Consider the following 15536-nt stretch of genomic DNA (forward strand, 5'->3'; position numbering starts at 1 on the left):
CCAAGGCCTATCCCTGCCGCCCGGGTGGCCACCGGCCGGCACCAGGGGCCCTACCGCGGCCATCGAGCCCAAGGCCTATTCCTGCCGTCCGGGTGACCACCGGCCAGAACAGAGGCATCACCGCGGCCGGCGAGCCCAAGGCCTATTCCTGCCGCCCGGGTGGCCACAGGCCGGCACCAGGGGCCCTACCGCGGCCATCGAGCCCAAGGCCTATTCCTGCCGTCCGGGTGACCACCGGCCAGAACAGAGGCAGCACCGCAGCCGGCGGGCACAAGTCCTATCCAGGGCTCCAACCGACCAGCGACAGGCACCGATGAGCCAAAGCTTATATGTCCTTCCCTTAGCCATGCGCCCGTTCATGTGCCCTATGCTCGTTTGCTCCCATCATCCTGGTCACTGACATTAGCTGGTTGAATTGTTGGCAATCAAACCAGGGTTGACTCCACCCCCTAGTTTCAGGATCCGCTTTGCAACAGTGTCATGTAGAAAAATGAGTAGCGCGATAATGACCCTTCTCGCTACACAAGCAACATGTTAACAGTAGCGTTGCTGGCTTGTTACGGTGGGGCCGTGACAGCAAGCGTGGATGATATTTGGGCCACCTCGCCGGCAACCCAGGACATTTTGTGGGCGCAGCAGTATGCCAAGCCTGTTAATCCTGCGAATAGCATGTCCCTGATTACCTTCAGTACAACTGACGATTCTTCGATAAATAGTGGTGTTTCATACACCAACACGACTGGCAAACCGATGTTGATGACGGTCCGAGGTTCTATCGGAAAGGATATTCCTTGGGCAATTGATCTCTATGTGAACGGTGTACGTGGAGCGTCGTTCGGAAGGGGGGATGGTGCTGGCGGAAATTGGGTCTCGAGTGGCACGGTAATGATTCCGCCTGGAGCAAGTTATAGGATCAATAAGACTCCTTCTGAGGTAATCCACTCAACGATACGCTGGTATTAGATGCCCGCTATCGATAACTATCGGTCATTATGAACCACACTACCTCTCCAACCAGTGTGGTTCTCGTCCCATCAAATACGACTTGGGGCTCCTAGGTTGGCTACATGATTGCCAAGCTGCTCGCCCCCTGGTGATGAAAATGGGCTTGTGGGGGCCAGCTACAAGCCCTGCTATAGACTGTATCCTACAACACGTTTTATTACTGGAGCGCCAGTCCAAACGCCTTGCCCCTGCAGCGTCACCCCCACACCAGACCGGCTCACTTTGATGAGAGCGTCATAGGGCCTATCAGCGTTTTCACCTCCCCGGTTGTAGATTCGCACATCCCCTCTAGTGACGGCTTCTTGAAGGTCGAACATCAACTGAGTGATTCCCCGACCATCTAAGTCAAAACTGACATAGAGCACATTGACGGTGGAAGGCACAGTGATACTCACTGCCGTGGAGGATCCGCTATAGAGGTCAACTCGACCGCCCGTTCCAGAAAACGAGGGATTGACTGCGGCAGCATAGGCTTGAGCCCACTGGGTATCATAAGTTGCCGGCGAGGCCGCCCAAACTTCATCGACGCCAGAGTACGCTTTGCCACAAAATAACAACGTTATCGCAATAATTGCCAAGCTATATCGAGAAGGGTCATTATCGTTACGAAGCTTCATTCAGATCTCCTTTATTGGTGTATTTATAGCCAGTTATTTGCTGCATTGTTGTTGGACCAAGACGGATGCATTTGCAGGAGCAGGAATAAACCATGCCTGAGTTCCATTCTGGTCAGTCTCCCATATTCGGACATATGCCCTGGTCCCATCAAACCGCCCTTCCACAGCCCCCATGTTGTTAAACGGGAAACCGTTTTTGCTATATGACAGAGGGATCACATTTACTTTTCGAGTTCCACGATTTGCTGGACAAGAGACAAGTGAAACAACTTGGTTGTTTTGTTGAACATTCCCCCATGCCAGCCCGGAAAGTACGGTACGGTTTGTTAGACCTGTGATTGAAAGATCCTTTACGTTCTCGATAGCATAACCAGCTGCATTCATGTCCCCTTTTAGCGCCCTTGATCCATCCAGCATATAAAAGTTATCGTGAGAAACTTCGGTGCCTGGCCGACCAATTTCGGCAACAATATTTGTGCCAGATACTGTAGCAAAAGGCAGAGATGACAGTAATCCAGCGGCAACATCATTTCGGTGGTCAGCTGGGACCTTTGCGAGTGGAATGGTCAATTCGAACCGTGGAATTGTTGGATTCCCAGCAACCCCATAAGTTCTAACAGATATAGCATCCCCCCAAAGAGTCTCTGTCATTGGCCGGCAGTTACCCGCACTCGCGTCACTTGCAGTACAGTTCCTAATGTACCCTTCATTAATTAGTACCTGGATAGAGGATGGAAAGTTGGTCGGCGTGACAGTGTTATTACTTTTTGCCAAGACCTGATACCTTTCAGCCGCTTTTGAAAACAGCTCAGTAATGCGATTGCCTTGCTGCACAGCAGCAGATTCAATTCTTTGTTGTCTCAGCTCATTGAAAATGATCATGCCGACAAAAATTAAAACTGGAAGAACTATTGAAAGTTCAATGAGCGTAAATCCACTCTGGCTCCTACGCATTATTTATCTCCAATGCCATGTGCCCAGCAATTTGTTGAACTCCTATACATCTCTCCAAACGAAGATAGTCTCGGAGACTTAATAGGAAACTGATATGATAATGTGCTAGCTGAAATATAGTCAGCACCTGAGTCAGTATATAGCTCACCGGCAAGAGCAGCATTTCTTACATCTATTGAAACGATAACAGAAACAGGTTCACCCCCACGATATCCAAAAGCGAAACTTGTCACCCATGGCGCAGGATATACAGACGTTTGTGGCACACCTGTTGTAATTAAATCAGTATGGGAAATGCTAATGCTAGTCAGGCAACCACTTGACACCTTAAGTCGCAGGGTAGTGTTAATTCCCGAATTCACATCAGAGGCAATACCATGAACCTTTATAGATTGCTCAACGATGTCAGCGTTATACCTAATAGCAGCCACGCCAAATGAGATAGTGACAAAAACAGCTATAGCCACCGAAAACTCAATCAACGTGAAACCACTATATTTTTTCATAAATTGACCTGTCATGTTCAAAAAACATGGAGGCGGCAATGCCACCTCCATAGCAAAGATAATTTACATCGTTCCCTTAACACTACTACCAGTGACGGTAATGGTTGTGCAGCCTGTAGCCGTCTGACAACGCCCAGTAGTCATAGGGGCCAAGGTGTCTGCAAGATCGGTAATGTAATCTGCCGGCAGGCCCGCCATAGTGATATCAACCAGACTGGGGTTAGTGGTATTAGCTACAACCGTGATATCACCACCAAAAGCATTTGCCGCCTTACCATCTTTGGCTGTACCACAGACGCTGGCATCAAGCAGTTTAGAGCCAGTCGCACATAGGACGCTCATGCTCACACCGTTTTTATTCGGTCTTCCTTTTTTCCAACGCTCCGTTGCTGTTGTAATTTGCTGCATCTGCTTTATGAGAGACTCTTGCTTAGTTTGATATTTGACACCTTCAGCAACTTGAAGAACGACCACCAAGAGGACGGCCGCAATAGCTACCACAATGGAAAACTCGATCAATGTGAAGCCGCCTTGTTTTTTTGAAACCATTTTTTTATTGTTCTGACTTACGTAGTTCATCATTCAACCCTTATATATTAATAAGTAACTCTAGCGGACTGCGCCACTACGAGATATATACCACCGGCCAATACAGCCATACCGCAACCTGCAGCCATCATAGTCAGCAAGTTTGCCAACTTTCCCAAACTAATAATCTGTTTTTTAAGCCTCCTTCGCTGTCTCATCGAGCTTTGCATTAGCACCGATGGAATGTCTTCACTATTACTTAAAATCTTAATCCTTTGAATTTCAGCTTGACCAAGCAATCCCACATCAAAAACATCACCATAGTTTTTCTTCCCTGATGCAATCTTCAACTTTATCTTCTGAATTTTTGCTCGCAGCCAACGACTTGAGCCATGCCCAATAATGCTCAAGCAATCATTAATGCCGACCCCGGCCCTCATAAGACTGGACACGCTAGCTAATACAGCTATCGCATTCAGATCCCTATACTGCTTAAATACAATGGAGTTATCAAGTGACTCTCTGTTAGAAACATTAGGTAACATCCACATCAATCCTATGAGGCCTGTGATGCTCATACATAACATCGAGAACATCCAGTTGTGACTGAATTCAGCAAGGCCCCATGCCACTTGTGATATACCACCCCATTTGTAGAGCGGTAGTCTATTTTGCATGTCCAGCATATATTCATAGGACGGACCACCCGCCACTATCAACAGCCCGACAATCATTAATGCTGGATACTTTACTGCATTTAAAATATCTAAAGTTAATCCAGATGCATCTCTGATGGTGTTGATTCCAACATCAAGCCCCATGTCTATGTCACCGGTTTCTTGACCGGCTGAAATTGTAGATATTATTATTGGAGAGAACCACCCTTGCATTCCAGATGTAACCGGCCGACCATTTCTGATAGCCATCAGCATGTCACCTGCGAGCGCCTTGGCTGATGCAGAACCGAACTCAACCAAGTTGATGCATATATCCTTTTCATCAATGCCAGAGTTTATTAGCTCCCTAAAATCCTCGAGGAATTCAATTTGGTTGGTTTTAAAAAAAACCAACTGGAGCCACTTCTTTGAAATAGTGTCAAAATTCACAGCAGCTCCTTAACTTGCTCGGCAGCAGAATGAATATCGCAAATACCATCCCTTACTTTCTTAAGAGCATAGTGCCGGATGTTTTTCCACCCGTTTTGTATTAAATGAATCTTCCATGCCAACGCATCACCTTTAGCTATAAATTGGCGGTCATCATCAGTTAATACAATGACCTCCATTACCAATGTTCTTCCCTTTTCACCTGAGACACATTTGCCGCAGCCACTGCTATTTTTCACTCTAGCGTGGCCCAGGTCATCGCCTAGTGCTTTGCGTAAGGTGGTCTGCTGCTCCTCAGTTGCCTTTTCATGTGGTATTGAGCAATGCGGGCAAAGAACTCTTATTAACCGCTGATGCGAGAAAACTGAAAATACATCAGGGCTACTTGCAATAACTGATGGAACACGTAAGTGCTCTACCAGTTTTGTTGCAATACCGGTCGCACTTGACGTATGTGTTGTTCCGATTAACAAGTGCCCGGATTCAGAAAGGTGAGTAAATTCCGCAGCACTTTTCTGGTCACGCACCTCGCCAAAGTAAATCACATCAGGATCTTGCCTGAGCATAACCTTCCCGTAATACGCAAAGTCTCGTTCTTTACCTTTCTTCGTAAGACCATAATCGATTCGCGTTTGAGATACCCCGTCAAGAGTCCATTCGGGAGGGTCTTCAAGGGTATTAATGTTTCGGCCATCCTCAATTGTTGATAATCCAGCCATAGCAACAGTGGTTTTACCTGAACCGGTAGGCCCAGAAAATAGAATGGCCCCTTGAGGCTGTTTAAATGCAAGCTCGATGATTTTGACATGATCATCATCCATCCCCATATCTGCGAACGAAGGAATATCATCTCGAATGGGAGTCAACAATCTCAGTACGGTTTTGGTACAATCTTTGTCATCGCTACTGCTGCTAACTGGTAGCATTGATGTCCGCCAGTCCCATGCCTTCTGAACATTATTCACAGCTATGATCTTGCTAAAGCTTCCTGCATTTGGGATTAATGCTGAATAGCTTTCCTCTGAGCCACTGTGACCATTGAACACATAAGCCGTCAGTTCTGCACCATATTCCTTTGTCTGTGGCGCAGATATGTCAACTAGGCGCCCATCAATACGGCACTTTATTAGTGTTTTCTGTCCTTTCACTAAAATGTGTATATCAGAGCCACCCATTTTGATGCATCTAGCCAGCAATCCCATCAAGCGGTCTTCAACTTGGGTTGGTGCAACATCAGTGGCGTGCTTAGTGCTCTGGTGGGTGGACTCGACACTTAGAGTTGAGCCAACCTGTAAGGCATTCAATACTACTTCGCTGTCGGCCAGATTAATCTTAGGTTCCTTGCCATGCAGCAGAACCTTAACCTTAGCAATTATTGTATTTAAGTTGTCGCTCTTTGGATCTGAGGTGTAAACGACCCAGTTCTCATCAACAAAGCAACTTTTGTCCTCCCGGCAAAGAGCTAGGATTTCATCATCATCAATTAAAGACACTGTGCTTTTAATTGCCATATTCATATAAATACCCCAACCGTCAATAGGCCATATTAATGCAGCGAGCCAATTTTCCTTGGCTTGCACATAACTGCCTGTCATTCAGGGAAGTAATCTTGATCCCGTCGATTGTCTTACCTATCTGAGCAGGGGTCATTCTTCCAGACTCACCAATTGATACATACGCGGTCAATATCCCATCTACGCGGGCCGCATATCGCAGAGTGAGTCTGTCAAGTTTGCTACCGGGGGAATCCATCACCTTGGGCTCATTAAATGCGATCCCCGTTCCAACAGGCATTGGAGCACTTGGTGACACGGTTGCGCCTACAGGCAATTCGTCCTGTAGCAAGAAGGCCCCAGGAGGGGGGGAGCTTTTGGCAGGCTTCTCGGATGCAATTTTTTTCTTGGCGGCGTTACTCTCAACCAACTCTTCCACCGTGCTTGTTGCCAGTAAAGCCTCAGCCTTAGCCCTTCTTTCACCGAGGCGCATCAGCTCCTGGATGTTTTCCGGTAAATTCGGCAGCCTTACTGCTGACGGGGGTTCAATCACGTTTTGGCTTGAGACATTGCTCCCTGAATCAACCGGAGTTGATGCCTGGGAACGCTGCTCTGACTGTGCGATAAGCGCATTAAGTCGCTCATTTCGTTTAGCCTGTCTATTTTCTTGAGCCTGATATAAATAAACCGCACTTGCACATGCTACAGAAAGCAGCCCTAAATAGGTCACCAATTTTTTAGTGCTAATTTTTTTATTTTGTTCGTTCATTGTGCGCCACCTCCAAACTGAATTACCGCATTATTTAGGGTGCATTCCCCTTCCTTGCTAATGCTAAATGTCGCTGATTCTAACTTAATTGGCATTCCTTTCAGGGCATTACCAAGCTCGTTAATGAACCAAGGATTTGCTTTCGCGATGGTCAGACTGGCCTTTCTGCTTGCCCATACTCCATTAGTTTCAATGGGTTCATAGCTAGCTTTCAAAGCCGAAATTAGTGAAAGCTTTGAAAATATCTCAAAAACTTTGTCATCAAGCGCCTTGAAACTGGTGTGATGTGAACTCCAATAGGAACTCAGAGGGACAGGCACGCGAATAAATGGTGATGACCCACTGAAAGACATAGCTAGGATATTTTTTTCCGCCCATGCATTTAACACATTTCTATCGATCACAACGTCAGGCAATACCATATTAATGCTGCCTGGCTCGATTGTCCCCACAGGTAAATCCGTGACTACAGGGATAGTTCCAAATTTCGCGCACGTCACACCTAACTCACTAACCACATCTCCAGCAAGCTGCACATCTGTCCATGCTGCGCGATAGGCATACCAGGGATCCATCACTTCCGGCGGAGGCGGCGGCGGCGGTTCAGGCCATAGAAACCATGTAGCTGCCGCAATACCTGCTAAACAGACAAGAGATGGCTTAACCATTCTTGACAATGCAGACCCACGAAACTCTATGAGTTCAAAGTCATCAGGCTTTAGATTTAAAGCCTCAATTATCGTTGTCTCTACACCCCGAACAGGCAATTCAGTTGTAGAAAATATGCGCTCAGATGGATGTACCTGTAACCATTCAGACAGTTCCGTTGCATCGACAACTTCATCACGGCGAATTTCCCCGGCCTCCCAGAGCACGCAGCGATAGGCACGGTCAGAAGCAATTATGCACACCCACTTCCTAGGGGTGTCTTTCACTTCTTCAATGAGAGCCTCGGCAATACACTCGCCCCAAGCTATATCAGCTTCATCGGAAGCGACCCGCGTGATCAGGTCCCCATTCTCGAATATCCGCTCAAACTTAGCCGGGTACTCGACTCGCCACCGCTTCAGGACTTCCTTTGGCTTGCTGCCATGCGGCAGCGTTGTTCTGATAGTTCCCATAACTTTATATCCGCTTAGGGGTGATCAGAACAATAGTTTCTGTCATGCTGCTTGCGCCTGAATTCCCGCCCAAGAACGGATTCTTGAGTACAGATGTCTCATCTGATTTATTCGACTTCTGCTTGTATCCATTGAGCACGAGAGTCTCACCATATTTAAGACCAACATCTTGATCGAATTTTATTTCTTGCACCTGTGGTGCACGAATAGTGACGCCACTCACTTCTGTATCTTCCCAATTGATAACCTTGGATAGAACTCCAGAAATTTGAAGGTTTACCATGTCATCTGAAATATTTGGCATAACTGACATGGTGAGGCCATCACTAACTACAGCATCTTCTACTTCAACGCTTGCATCAGCATTTTCATTCGGCGTAACTGTCACTCTCGCAATATATGTCAGCTTTTCAGAGTTATCGATGGATGCAACTCTGTTATTTCTTGCAACAGTTCTCGGCTCATATTCGACACCAACATGCCCTTGAGTTTGTAGCGACTTCATCAGAACGGTCGTACCATCCCATTTTGGATTTGTCGAAGTAAATGAAAATCCATAATTCCCTGTATCGCCCAGGGTTGGCAGTGACGGACCAGCAAACTGCAGCTTTCCTTCTGAAACATTGCGAATAACATTCCAGTCAATGCCAAATTCAGATCCTTTACTCCCTTTGAATTGAAGCACCTTGACTTCAATCATTACCTGCCGTGCTATTGCCTGTTTTCTTGATGAAATATAGCTCTCAACCAAACTCATCCGATGCGGAGTTGTTCTAACCAGAATTGAAGCAGTCGAGGATGTTACAATTACATTCCCTTCCAATGGGTTCTTATCGTCCTTACTTACACCGTCACGACTCAGAATTGACTTTATAGCCGCCAAATAGTCATCAAAGGGATTTATGTCTACCACTTCGGTGGTTGCGTAAGTATCCGAATTACCAAGGGAGCTTGTAACAGTTCGGTTTGCCAATCCCTCACCGCTATTATTAACTGAGTTGGCTTTTCGTCCAAATAGGAATGAACTTTTACCCAAAAGTGAATTTAACTCGAATACTTTGGTTACATATCGTTCAAAATTTATTTTGTTCCCATGAACACTTACTGAGATATCAGCCTTTGCTGCTATCTCGTTCAGTGCCCCATTGATATCTCCCTGATAGTCTACTGAAATAATTTTGTCCTGGACCACATCAGGTCCATAGTTTACTGCAATTTTCTGATTTGCCGATTGCAGCAGGTTCCTTACTGCAAAGCTAAGCGGTATATCTTGCCCTTGAATTGCGGCGGGCTTTCTGACCCACCAAGGAGCCCCCTCCCCAATTGTCGGGTTCAAGTCCAAAGGGGGCTTATCGATGTAGATGCTTTTAGAGGATTCTTGTTTACCCTCATATGCCTTGATTTGGCCAAGTGTATCGTTAGCAGCATCTTTCTGCTCCAAATGGTCCATAGCACCACACCCTGAAAGAGCGATGATGACAGCCATTGCTATAGCGCTACGCGTTTTCATAATCAGTTCCCCTGCACAAAATAAACGTGTTGTGTTGACTTCAGTAGCTGTGGTTGCACTGGGTATGATTCGATCAACGCATTAAGTGCTGATGCTATATCCCCTCGTTCCGTGACGATTGGCCAGCTTGACGGAACGTAGTAATCATCCTGAGGGCGCCAGTCTTGTGCTGTCGTATTCCATCCATAGGACTCTGTTAGTCGAATTGCATTTGCTTTTAGGCTGCCGGCAGCGACATTAAATGTCTGCACCAACACCCCCGGAACATGAATTACTGCACTTTTATTCATAGCGTCATAACTAACAATGAACTTTCCATTTGTTTCATTGCCAAACGAAATCTGTGCTGCGGATATTGCCCCTTGGAAATCATTCGCGGAGAAATGCGTTTTCTTTGGAATGGATGTAAAACCAGTAGGCACTCCACCGGGAAAATAATAGAGAACTGTTTGATAACCGTTATCTCTGAACCATCTCGAGAATGCACGCTCCCAAGTTTCACCGGCTCGAACAATCAATGACGTTTTTTCTACTGTGACGACAATCGGTTTTGTTTTATTAATGGGAACGAATACCTTCCCACTCGTCACAATAGGTGCCTGGGATTTCATCAACACTGTGGGCGTGTTTACTATGGGGTTCGTTGCTGATTCAAGCATCGGCTTCATGGTACTACTTGCAGTCGCAACAGAAGCCCATTCGTGCCTAGTTGTTGCTTTCTCAACCTTTTGTTGAACAGCAGCAGCCAAGTCATTTTGCCCAGCTCCAACAGGGTTTTGTGCGACGGTGTTGGTTTGGTTGCGTGTCGACACGATCTGTGGGGCGCTGTGATCTTTATACACGTTGCTCGGGCTGCACCCTCCCACCAAGGCTGCGGCTACCGCCACCGACAGGAGCTTCAGTCGCACTTGATGATCTCCGTCGCTGTGATTGTCGCAGATCGATCCCTTTCATGAATCTGTGGCAGAAGCGGCAGTCCAGCCAGGAACGCTTCAAGAGCCTTTATCGGCTCTCTTTTATCGACCTCGAATCCGGCATCAAACTGCCAGTCGCAGTGAGCCGGGACGGTCTTAGACCAACGGATTGCCTGCAACCCCAACGCAAAGCGGAGGCTCTCCAACTGCCCACGTAGCGATCCCGGATGCACGCTGAAGTAACGTTGTTCGCGGTCCCGACGAATAAAATTGATCGCCTGCTGACGGTCATTGATGATGTGTCGTAGACGAGTGATCTGGCCGGTGATCCGAGCGTTATGCTTGGCATACTCATCACGCAAAAGGGCCAGGTCGTTCTGTAACAGTTCGATTTCAGTGTTGAGCTCTATGAGCGTCTTGTCGCCATAAGTATCTCGTGCCATCTCCGTCATTGGCAGAGTTCTTCTCTCAGGTCGAGAGTCGCCTGGCGAAGCCTGCACCTGCGGTATCCCCAGCAGGGCAACGACACTGAATGCCAAAATACTTTTTCTCATAGACGCCACCGTATAGAAAATCCTAGGTGGCGTTATACCGCACTCAAGCGGGAATAATTGCACAGCAAAAATGGGGGGGGTTTTCTGAGCGGTCTAGAGATCCGAGTGAAAAAAAACCCGCCAATTACTTAGGCGGGTTCTGGGTTTATGTGTTTTCCATCTGGCGTTGTCGCTGATGGATTCGGCTTGGCGTGAACTGACCCGACCATACTAGTCCTGTGTCTATCGTGACCTCTTGCCGTATCCTGACCTTCATGCTCTCACCACTCATGTCTTGGATCGTCGCAAGTAATCGACTCTCAACAGAGTACAGGAACTCGAGATCCTTCATAGCAAGTTTGAGTAAGGCTTTCTGTCGTTCTTCTTGCATTTTCGCCTTGCGATTTCGCATCTCAAAAATGCAAGGGATCGCGACAGCGATTACTGCGAAGAACCCGGAAATCAAGGCCACCGTGATACTTACGCTTTCCATGGTGTCCTCCCTTAGTATTCATCACTCAAGATGATTGTTGTATTCCGACGATCACCCTCCGTGATTACCCATATGAAACATTGGCTTTGCCCTGCTGGCAGGCTTGATAGGACTCGCTCCCCAGTCCTGATTGCATCAAGGTTTTGCAGTCCCTGTGTATGGTTCCACAGTAACCCCTCTCTATGTGAATCCAGCAAATCAGATGATGCTATCCCTAGCCGTTTCAAGGCTTCCAAAGCGGGTAGAGTTGCAGTACACATTCCTAACTTGAACATATTGAGCTCCTGATTCTGTGCCCTTGTGGCTTGAATTGTTAAGCCACCTTCTCTGCTAGCGCGTTGGCAAGCAGCAAGGGCCATGTAGGATCAACACCGTTCAGTGCATTTATGACTTGATCAGCATCTAACACGCTAGATGTGAAAGTTGAATTAAGTAGGTCTATGTCTGCGGCCAGGGTGAGAGCGTGAACATTTTGTTAAAAAACCAAGGTGTTCATGCTCACTGCGCCGCCATTGCCCTCAGCCCCGCTGCCAGGACCTGATCCAGATAGTCTGTGTTCATGCTGGCTATCTTCTGCTTTCGCCGGATGCTGGCTTTCTTCGTCGTTTCTGCTCGCAACATATTCAACGCCAGGTGACGCATGCAAGACAGAATCTCAGCCGCTTCACCTCGATAGATGGGGCAAGCATCTTCGTTCATCGAGACGTCCAGCACCCAATGCAGGCTGTTCTCGATCCGCCAGTGGTCCCGCACTGCGGCAGCGAAGCGAGCCTGGTCCAGTTCCGCCGAACTGATGTAGTAGCGGTATTCGAGGGACTGTTTGCCTGATTTTTCCAGGCGATAGCCGATGGCCACACCCAGGGTTTTCAGGCCTCTCCACTCCGGGAACTGGCTGGCCACGTCACCGGCAGCAAGAACATGGTATTCCCTGGCCTCAATGCGACCATGTCCTTTCTCCACCGTCACATTGACGGGGTCGGTGGCTGCCGAGTGGAACGGTCGGAGTGCTTGCTGAACCGCGCGGTGCAACAGCTCTTGGTTACCCTTGACCGCCAGCAGGTAGTCTCCGCCTTGCTTGACGATGGTGCCGGCGATGTCAGTCTGACAGCCCATGGCATCAATGGACACGAGGCACCCCTTGATATCCAGCAGCTTGAGCAATGCTGGAATGGCCGTGATTTCATTGGACTTGGCATCGGTTTTCAACTGGCCCATGACCACGCCGTTGCCAGTGGCGAAGGCGCTGACCATATGAATGGCGGAGCGGCGGCTTTCCCGCTGGTAAGAGCCCCGTAGCACCTTGCCATCGATGGCAATCAGTTCACCCTCGGTACGCTCATTGACCGATTGCGCCCACTGAATAAAGCACTGTTGGAACTGGGTGGGGTCAAGGCGAGACACGATACGGGCGATGGTGTCGTGTACCGGCAGCCCGTCGGGGAACAGGCCCTTTTGCTGGAACCAGTCCAGGTGGACTTCACCGAAATCCTCGATGTCCTCCCAACCTTCGGCGCCGGCGATGACGGCACAGACCGTCAGGAACAGGACATCGAACAAGGGATAGCTGATTTTGGCGGACTGACGAGGGTCTTCCAGCTCACCGAAATACTGAGAAAATGCATCAAGGCTCATCATGGATCTCCCAAAAAGGGAGTATCAGATCACAACACGATCTGCGGGTCAAATAGAACGAAGTGTCCAAAAAACGTTCGCGATCTCACCCTGTGTCTGCGGCCGGCGTCCTTACAACAGTTTTTATGAAATTGCTTCCTTCACCTGGGCTCACACTTGCATAGAGGTTAGAGTTCCCCAGCCTTACAAGCTGGCCATTAGATATGAGTTTTCCAGTATTTGTTACTTCGAACATGATTTAGCCTCGTTGAGTTGGGGATTTGCGCCCGAGTTGGTGTTGGTCACGAGTGGCACATTGCAGACCGAGTGCCATAGAGACAGCCTTGGGCTGTTTCTGCATGTGCGCTGACGCCGGCGAAATACCGGTGAACGGACATGCAGAATCAGCCAACGAGGGCCTGGGTGATAGATCACGGGTGGGAATGCCGGCGCAGGGCTGGGGGATTGATGTTGGTACCTGGCCGAGGATGGCCTGTCCCCACGAGGGCACCGAGGACTAATACAGAGTAACCTAGAGGGCCAATATCTGGCAATCAGGTACAGATTCAAAAGTTGATGGCCATGCCAATTTTGGCATGGCCATCACCTTCAGATGAGGAAGTCGTCCAGTGATCGCCCTTTAGCAATCTCTTCGGCCAGGTACTTCGGGGTGCGCCCCTGCCCTGTCCAAGTTTGTTCGATTCCATCGACGACATAGCGATACTTGGGTGGTCTCGGAGTGCGCTTTTTCTTGGAGCTAGTATCCACACCTGCAGTATCCCCAAGAAGCTCTTTGGGATCGATGCCGGCCTGGGCAAGCAACTCCTGGAACTCGGCCAACTTGCTCTTTCGTTCTGATTGAGCAGCTATTTCTTTGTCTGCCTGAGTCTTACGTTCCAAGTACACCAACTCGAATTTCTCGTGGGCCTCTTGTACTTGTTCAAACGGCAGGTCACGAAGAGCAGCCCGGAGGCTTCGAATATTCAACAGAGTTTTAAAAAATTCTTGCATGCAACAGTCCTACTCAAAAGAACTAACTGGAAATTGCCAGCTATTAGTTCATGGTTTCGATCGTTCTCTGTAAACCCAATAAAGCCGAAGCCCTGAAGATGAGCTTTTCGCTTCAGTTTTCAATCATATCGTTATCACCGTTAAAATAAACGCGATATTTCTAACATGGCGGAGGGGCATCTCAACACTTCGTCAGTCTCACAGATCACCCCAATATTCCTCCGGGTCAGGGACTCTGGGTGCGTGTGTGGCGTGTCTCTGCTCCTCAACCCCATCGTCATAGCTCTCTTGCCACACCCTATATGGTTCACCCCCGAGCAATTCTGGATGAAATGGTCCTTCTCTTTGTTCTCCAAGACGCCGACCATTTGAATCGTTCCATCCCTGCCTGCGCCCTTCTGTTCGGCAATACCGGGAAATCTGCTCGATTTGCTCGCAGGAAAGTTGATTCACTTGAGCTCCACTCCAGCTCTCATCACCGAATGCATTTGAGGAAATCCGCGGCAACACCATTGGATCGCCGGAATTGATAATCAGTATTCCCATGTATCCCTCACACTATGAAATCTGGGTCGACAATCCAAGTCACACCTTTGCTCACAACCGCTATTGGTTTTACACGCAATACATATAAGGCATTCCGGATTGTTAATCTCCCAGTCACGAGATACCTAATTACTCTCAGAAAATATCTCATCTTTCCTTCCGGTGAGAATAAAATGTTGTCCTTCAGTCAGTGGACATAGCTACACAACATCTAGCCAGACCACCGACTTGATTATCCTCCATCCGTTACCCCATTTCATCCTCTTCCTTTTTGTCCATGGTCTGCTGCTAAATCACCACCTCGCCGCCGCTGGCCACCCTGGGTGCCGAGCTCATCGGCGACCCGGGGCACCAGGTCCCGACACCGGCCAGGGGGCCACCTGCAGCACCGGTTCACCCGCCCGGCCGCCGGCAATGGCCATCCTGGGCGCCGAGTACGCGGCGGCCCGGGGGCCACCTGCAGCACCGGTTCACCCGCCTGGCCGCCGGCAGTGGCCACCCTAGGCGCCGAACCCGCGGCGGCCTCGGGGGCTCACTGCGTACCGGATCCCGGCACCGGTCCGGGGGCCCACTGCGCACCAGATCACCCAACCTCCGCCGGTGGCCACCCTGGGCGCCGAGCTCATCGGCGACCCGGGATCCCGTACTCAGCATGCACACCGACAAAACCCCACCACCACCCAGGCCCCTCCGCTCCCCGGCGCCGGCCGGGGGCCCACCGTGCACCAGATCACCCACCCGCTGCCGGTGGCCACCCTGGGCGCCGAGCTCATCGGCGACCCGAGGCACCAGATCCCGACACCAGCCCGGGGCCCACCG

The 15536-nt window shown here is 49.1% G+C and carries 14 protein-coding genes; all 14 read right to left on the minus strand.

Annotation, left to right across the window (positions count from 1 at the left end; translation table 11 throughout):
* Positions 1–1133 precede the first annotated feature (1133 nt).
* Positions 1134–1622: a hypothetical protein gene (locus J9892_RS11410; protein WP_210538352.1), complete on the minus strand. Its 489-nt coding sequence runs from the start codon at positions 1620–1622 to the stop codon at positions 1134–1136.
* 33 nt (positions 1623–1655) lie between these two features.
* Positions 1656–2576 (minus strand): type II secretion system protein, encoded by a 921-nt coding sequence (locus J9892_RS11415; RefSeq protein WP_210538353.1) that lies wholly within the window; start codon positions 2574–2576, stop codon positions 1656–1658.
* The gene (locus tag J9892_RS11420; RefSeq protein ID WP_210538354.1) at positions 2576–3082 is read right to left on the minus strand and encodes a prepilin-type N-terminal cleavage/methylation domain-containing protein; all 507 of its coding nucleotides are present in this window, start codon (positions 3080–3082) and stop codon (positions 2576–2578) included. The genes J9892_RS11415 and J9892_RS11420 overlap by 1 nt, the downstream gene beginning before the upstream one ends.
* Before the next feature lie 63 nt (positions 3083–3145).
* The gene (locus J9892_RS11425; RefSeq protein WP_210538355.1) at positions 3146–3661 is read right to left on the minus strand and encodes a prepilin-type N-terminal cleavage/methylation domain-containing protein; all 516 of its coding nucleotides are present in this window, start codon (positions 3659–3661) and stop codon (positions 3146–3148) included.
* 17 nt (positions 3662–3678) lie between these two features.
* A complete protein-coding gene (locus tag J9892_RS11430) occupies positions 3679–4716 on the minus strand; it encodes a type II secretion system F family protein (RefSeq protein ID WP_210538356.1) in 1038 nt (345 codons plus the stop codon).
* Positions 4713–6311, minus strand: a complete 1599-nt coding sequence (locus J9892_RS11435) for an ATPase, T2SS/T4P/T4SS family (RefSeq protein ID WP_210538357.1) — start codon at positions 6309–6311, stop codon at positions 4713–4715. Before J9892_RS11435 ends, J9892_RS11430 begins: the two co-directional genes overlap by 4 nt.
* The gene (locus J9892_RS11440; RefSeq protein WP_210538358.1) at positions 6250–6978 is read right to left on the minus strand and encodes a hypothetical protein; all 729 of its coding nucleotides are present in this window, start codon (positions 6976–6978) and stop codon (positions 6250–6252) included. Before J9892_RS11440 ends, J9892_RS11435 begins: the two co-directional genes overlap by 62 nt.
* Positions 6975–8099, minus strand: coding sequence for a hypothetical protein (locus J9892_RS11445; RefSeq protein ID WP_210538359.1), 1125 nt, complete (start codon positions 8097–8099; stop codon positions 6975–6977). The genes J9892_RS11440 and J9892_RS11445 overlap by 4 nt, the downstream gene beginning before the upstream one ends.
* Positions 8100–8103: 4 nt before the next feature.
* On the minus strand, positions 8104–9609 hold the full coding sequence (locus J9892_RS11450) for a hypothetical protein (protein WP_210538360.1): 1506 nt from the start codon (positions 9607–9609) through the stop codon (positions 8104–8106).
* 2 nt (positions 9610–9611) lie between these two features.
* Positions 9612–10517: a hypothetical protein gene (locus J9892_RS11455; protein ID WP_210538361.1), complete on the minus strand. Its 906-nt coding sequence runs from the start codon at positions 10515–10517 to the stop codon at positions 9612–9614.
* Positions 10508–11077, minus strand: coding sequence for a hypothetical protein (locus J9892_RS11460; RefSeq protein ID WP_210538362.1), 570 nt, complete (start codon positions 11075–11077; stop codon positions 10508–10510). Before J9892_RS11460 ends, J9892_RS11455 begins: the two co-directional genes overlap by 10 nt.
* Positions 11078–11222: 145 nt before the next feature.
* Complete coding sequence (locus J9892_RS11465) at positions 11223–11549, minus strand: hypothetical protein (protein WP_210538363.1); 327 nt, start codon at positions 11547–11549, stop codon at positions 11223–11225.
* Positions 11550–12047: 498 nt separating this feature from the next.
* Entirely contained in the window at positions 12048–13181 is a 1134-nt protein-coding gene (locus J9892_RS11470) for an ISAs1 family transposase (RefSeq protein WP_210538365.1), read from the minus strand.
* 588 nt (positions 13182–13769) lie between these two features.
* A complete protein-coding gene (locus tag J9892_RS11475) occupies positions 13770–14171 on the minus strand; it encodes an H-NS family nucleoid-associated regulatory protein (RefSeq protein WP_210538364.1) in 402 nt (133 codons plus the stop codon).
* Positions 14172–15536: the final 1365 nt, after the last annotated feature.

This window comes from Aeromonas sp. Prich7-2 (genome assembly GCF_017939255.1).
In the GTDB taxonomy this organism is placed as follows: Bacteria; Pseudomonadota; Gammaproteobacteria; order Enterobacterales; family Aeromonadaceae; genus Aeromonas; species Aeromonas caviae.

Bases quoted from the DNA above. Each gene is read 5' to 3' on its own strand.
- J9892_RS11410 (WP_210538352.1), bottom strand. From the start codon at position 1,622: ATGAAGCTTCGTAACGATAATGACCCTTCTCGATATAGCTTGGCAATT.
- J9892_RS11415 (WP_210538353.1), bottom strand. From the start codon at position 2,576: ATGCGTAGGAGCCAGAGTGGATTTACGCTCATTGAACTTTCAATAGTT.
- J9892_RS11420 (WP_210538354.1), bottom strand. From the start codon at position 3,082: ATGAAAAAATATAGTGGTTTCACGTTGATTGAGTTTTCGGTGGCTATA.
- J9892_RS11425 (WP_210538355.1), bottom strand. From the start codon at position 3,661: ATGAACTACGTAAGTCAGAACAATAAAAAAATGGTTTCAAAAAAACAA.
- J9892_RS11435 (WP_210538357.1), bottom strand. From the start codon at position 6,311: ATGACAGGCAGTTATGTGCAAGCCAAGGAAAATTGGCTCGCTGCATTA.
- J9892_RS11440 (WP_210538358.1), bottom strand. From the start codon at position 6,978: ATGAACGAACAAAATAAAAAAATTAGCACTAAAAAATTGGTGACCTAT.
- J9892_RS11445 (WP_210538359.1), bottom strand. From the start codon at position 8,099: ATGGGAACTATCAGAACAACGCTGCCGCATGGCAGCAAGCCAAAGGAA.
- J9892_RS11450 (WP_210538360.1), bottom strand. From the start codon at position 9,609: ATGAAAACGCGTAGCGCTATAGCAATGGCTGTCATCATCGCTCTTTCA.
- J9892_RS11460 (WP_210538362.1), bottom strand. From the start codon at position 11,077: ATGAGAAAAAGTATTTTGGCATTCAGTGTCGTTGCCCTGCTGGGGATA.
- J9892_RS11465 (WP_210538363.1), bottom strand. From the start codon at position 11,549: ATGGAAAGCGTAAGTATCACGGTGGCCTTGATTTCCGGGTTCTTCGCA.
- J9892_RS11470 (WP_210538365.1), bottom strand. From the start codon at position 13,181: ATGAGCCTTGATGCATTTTCTCAGTATTTCGGTGAGCTGGAAGACCCT.
- J9892_RS11475 (WP_210538364.1), bottom strand. From the start codon at position 14,171: ATGCAAGAATTTTTTAAAACTCTGTTGAATATTCGAAGCCTCCGGGCT.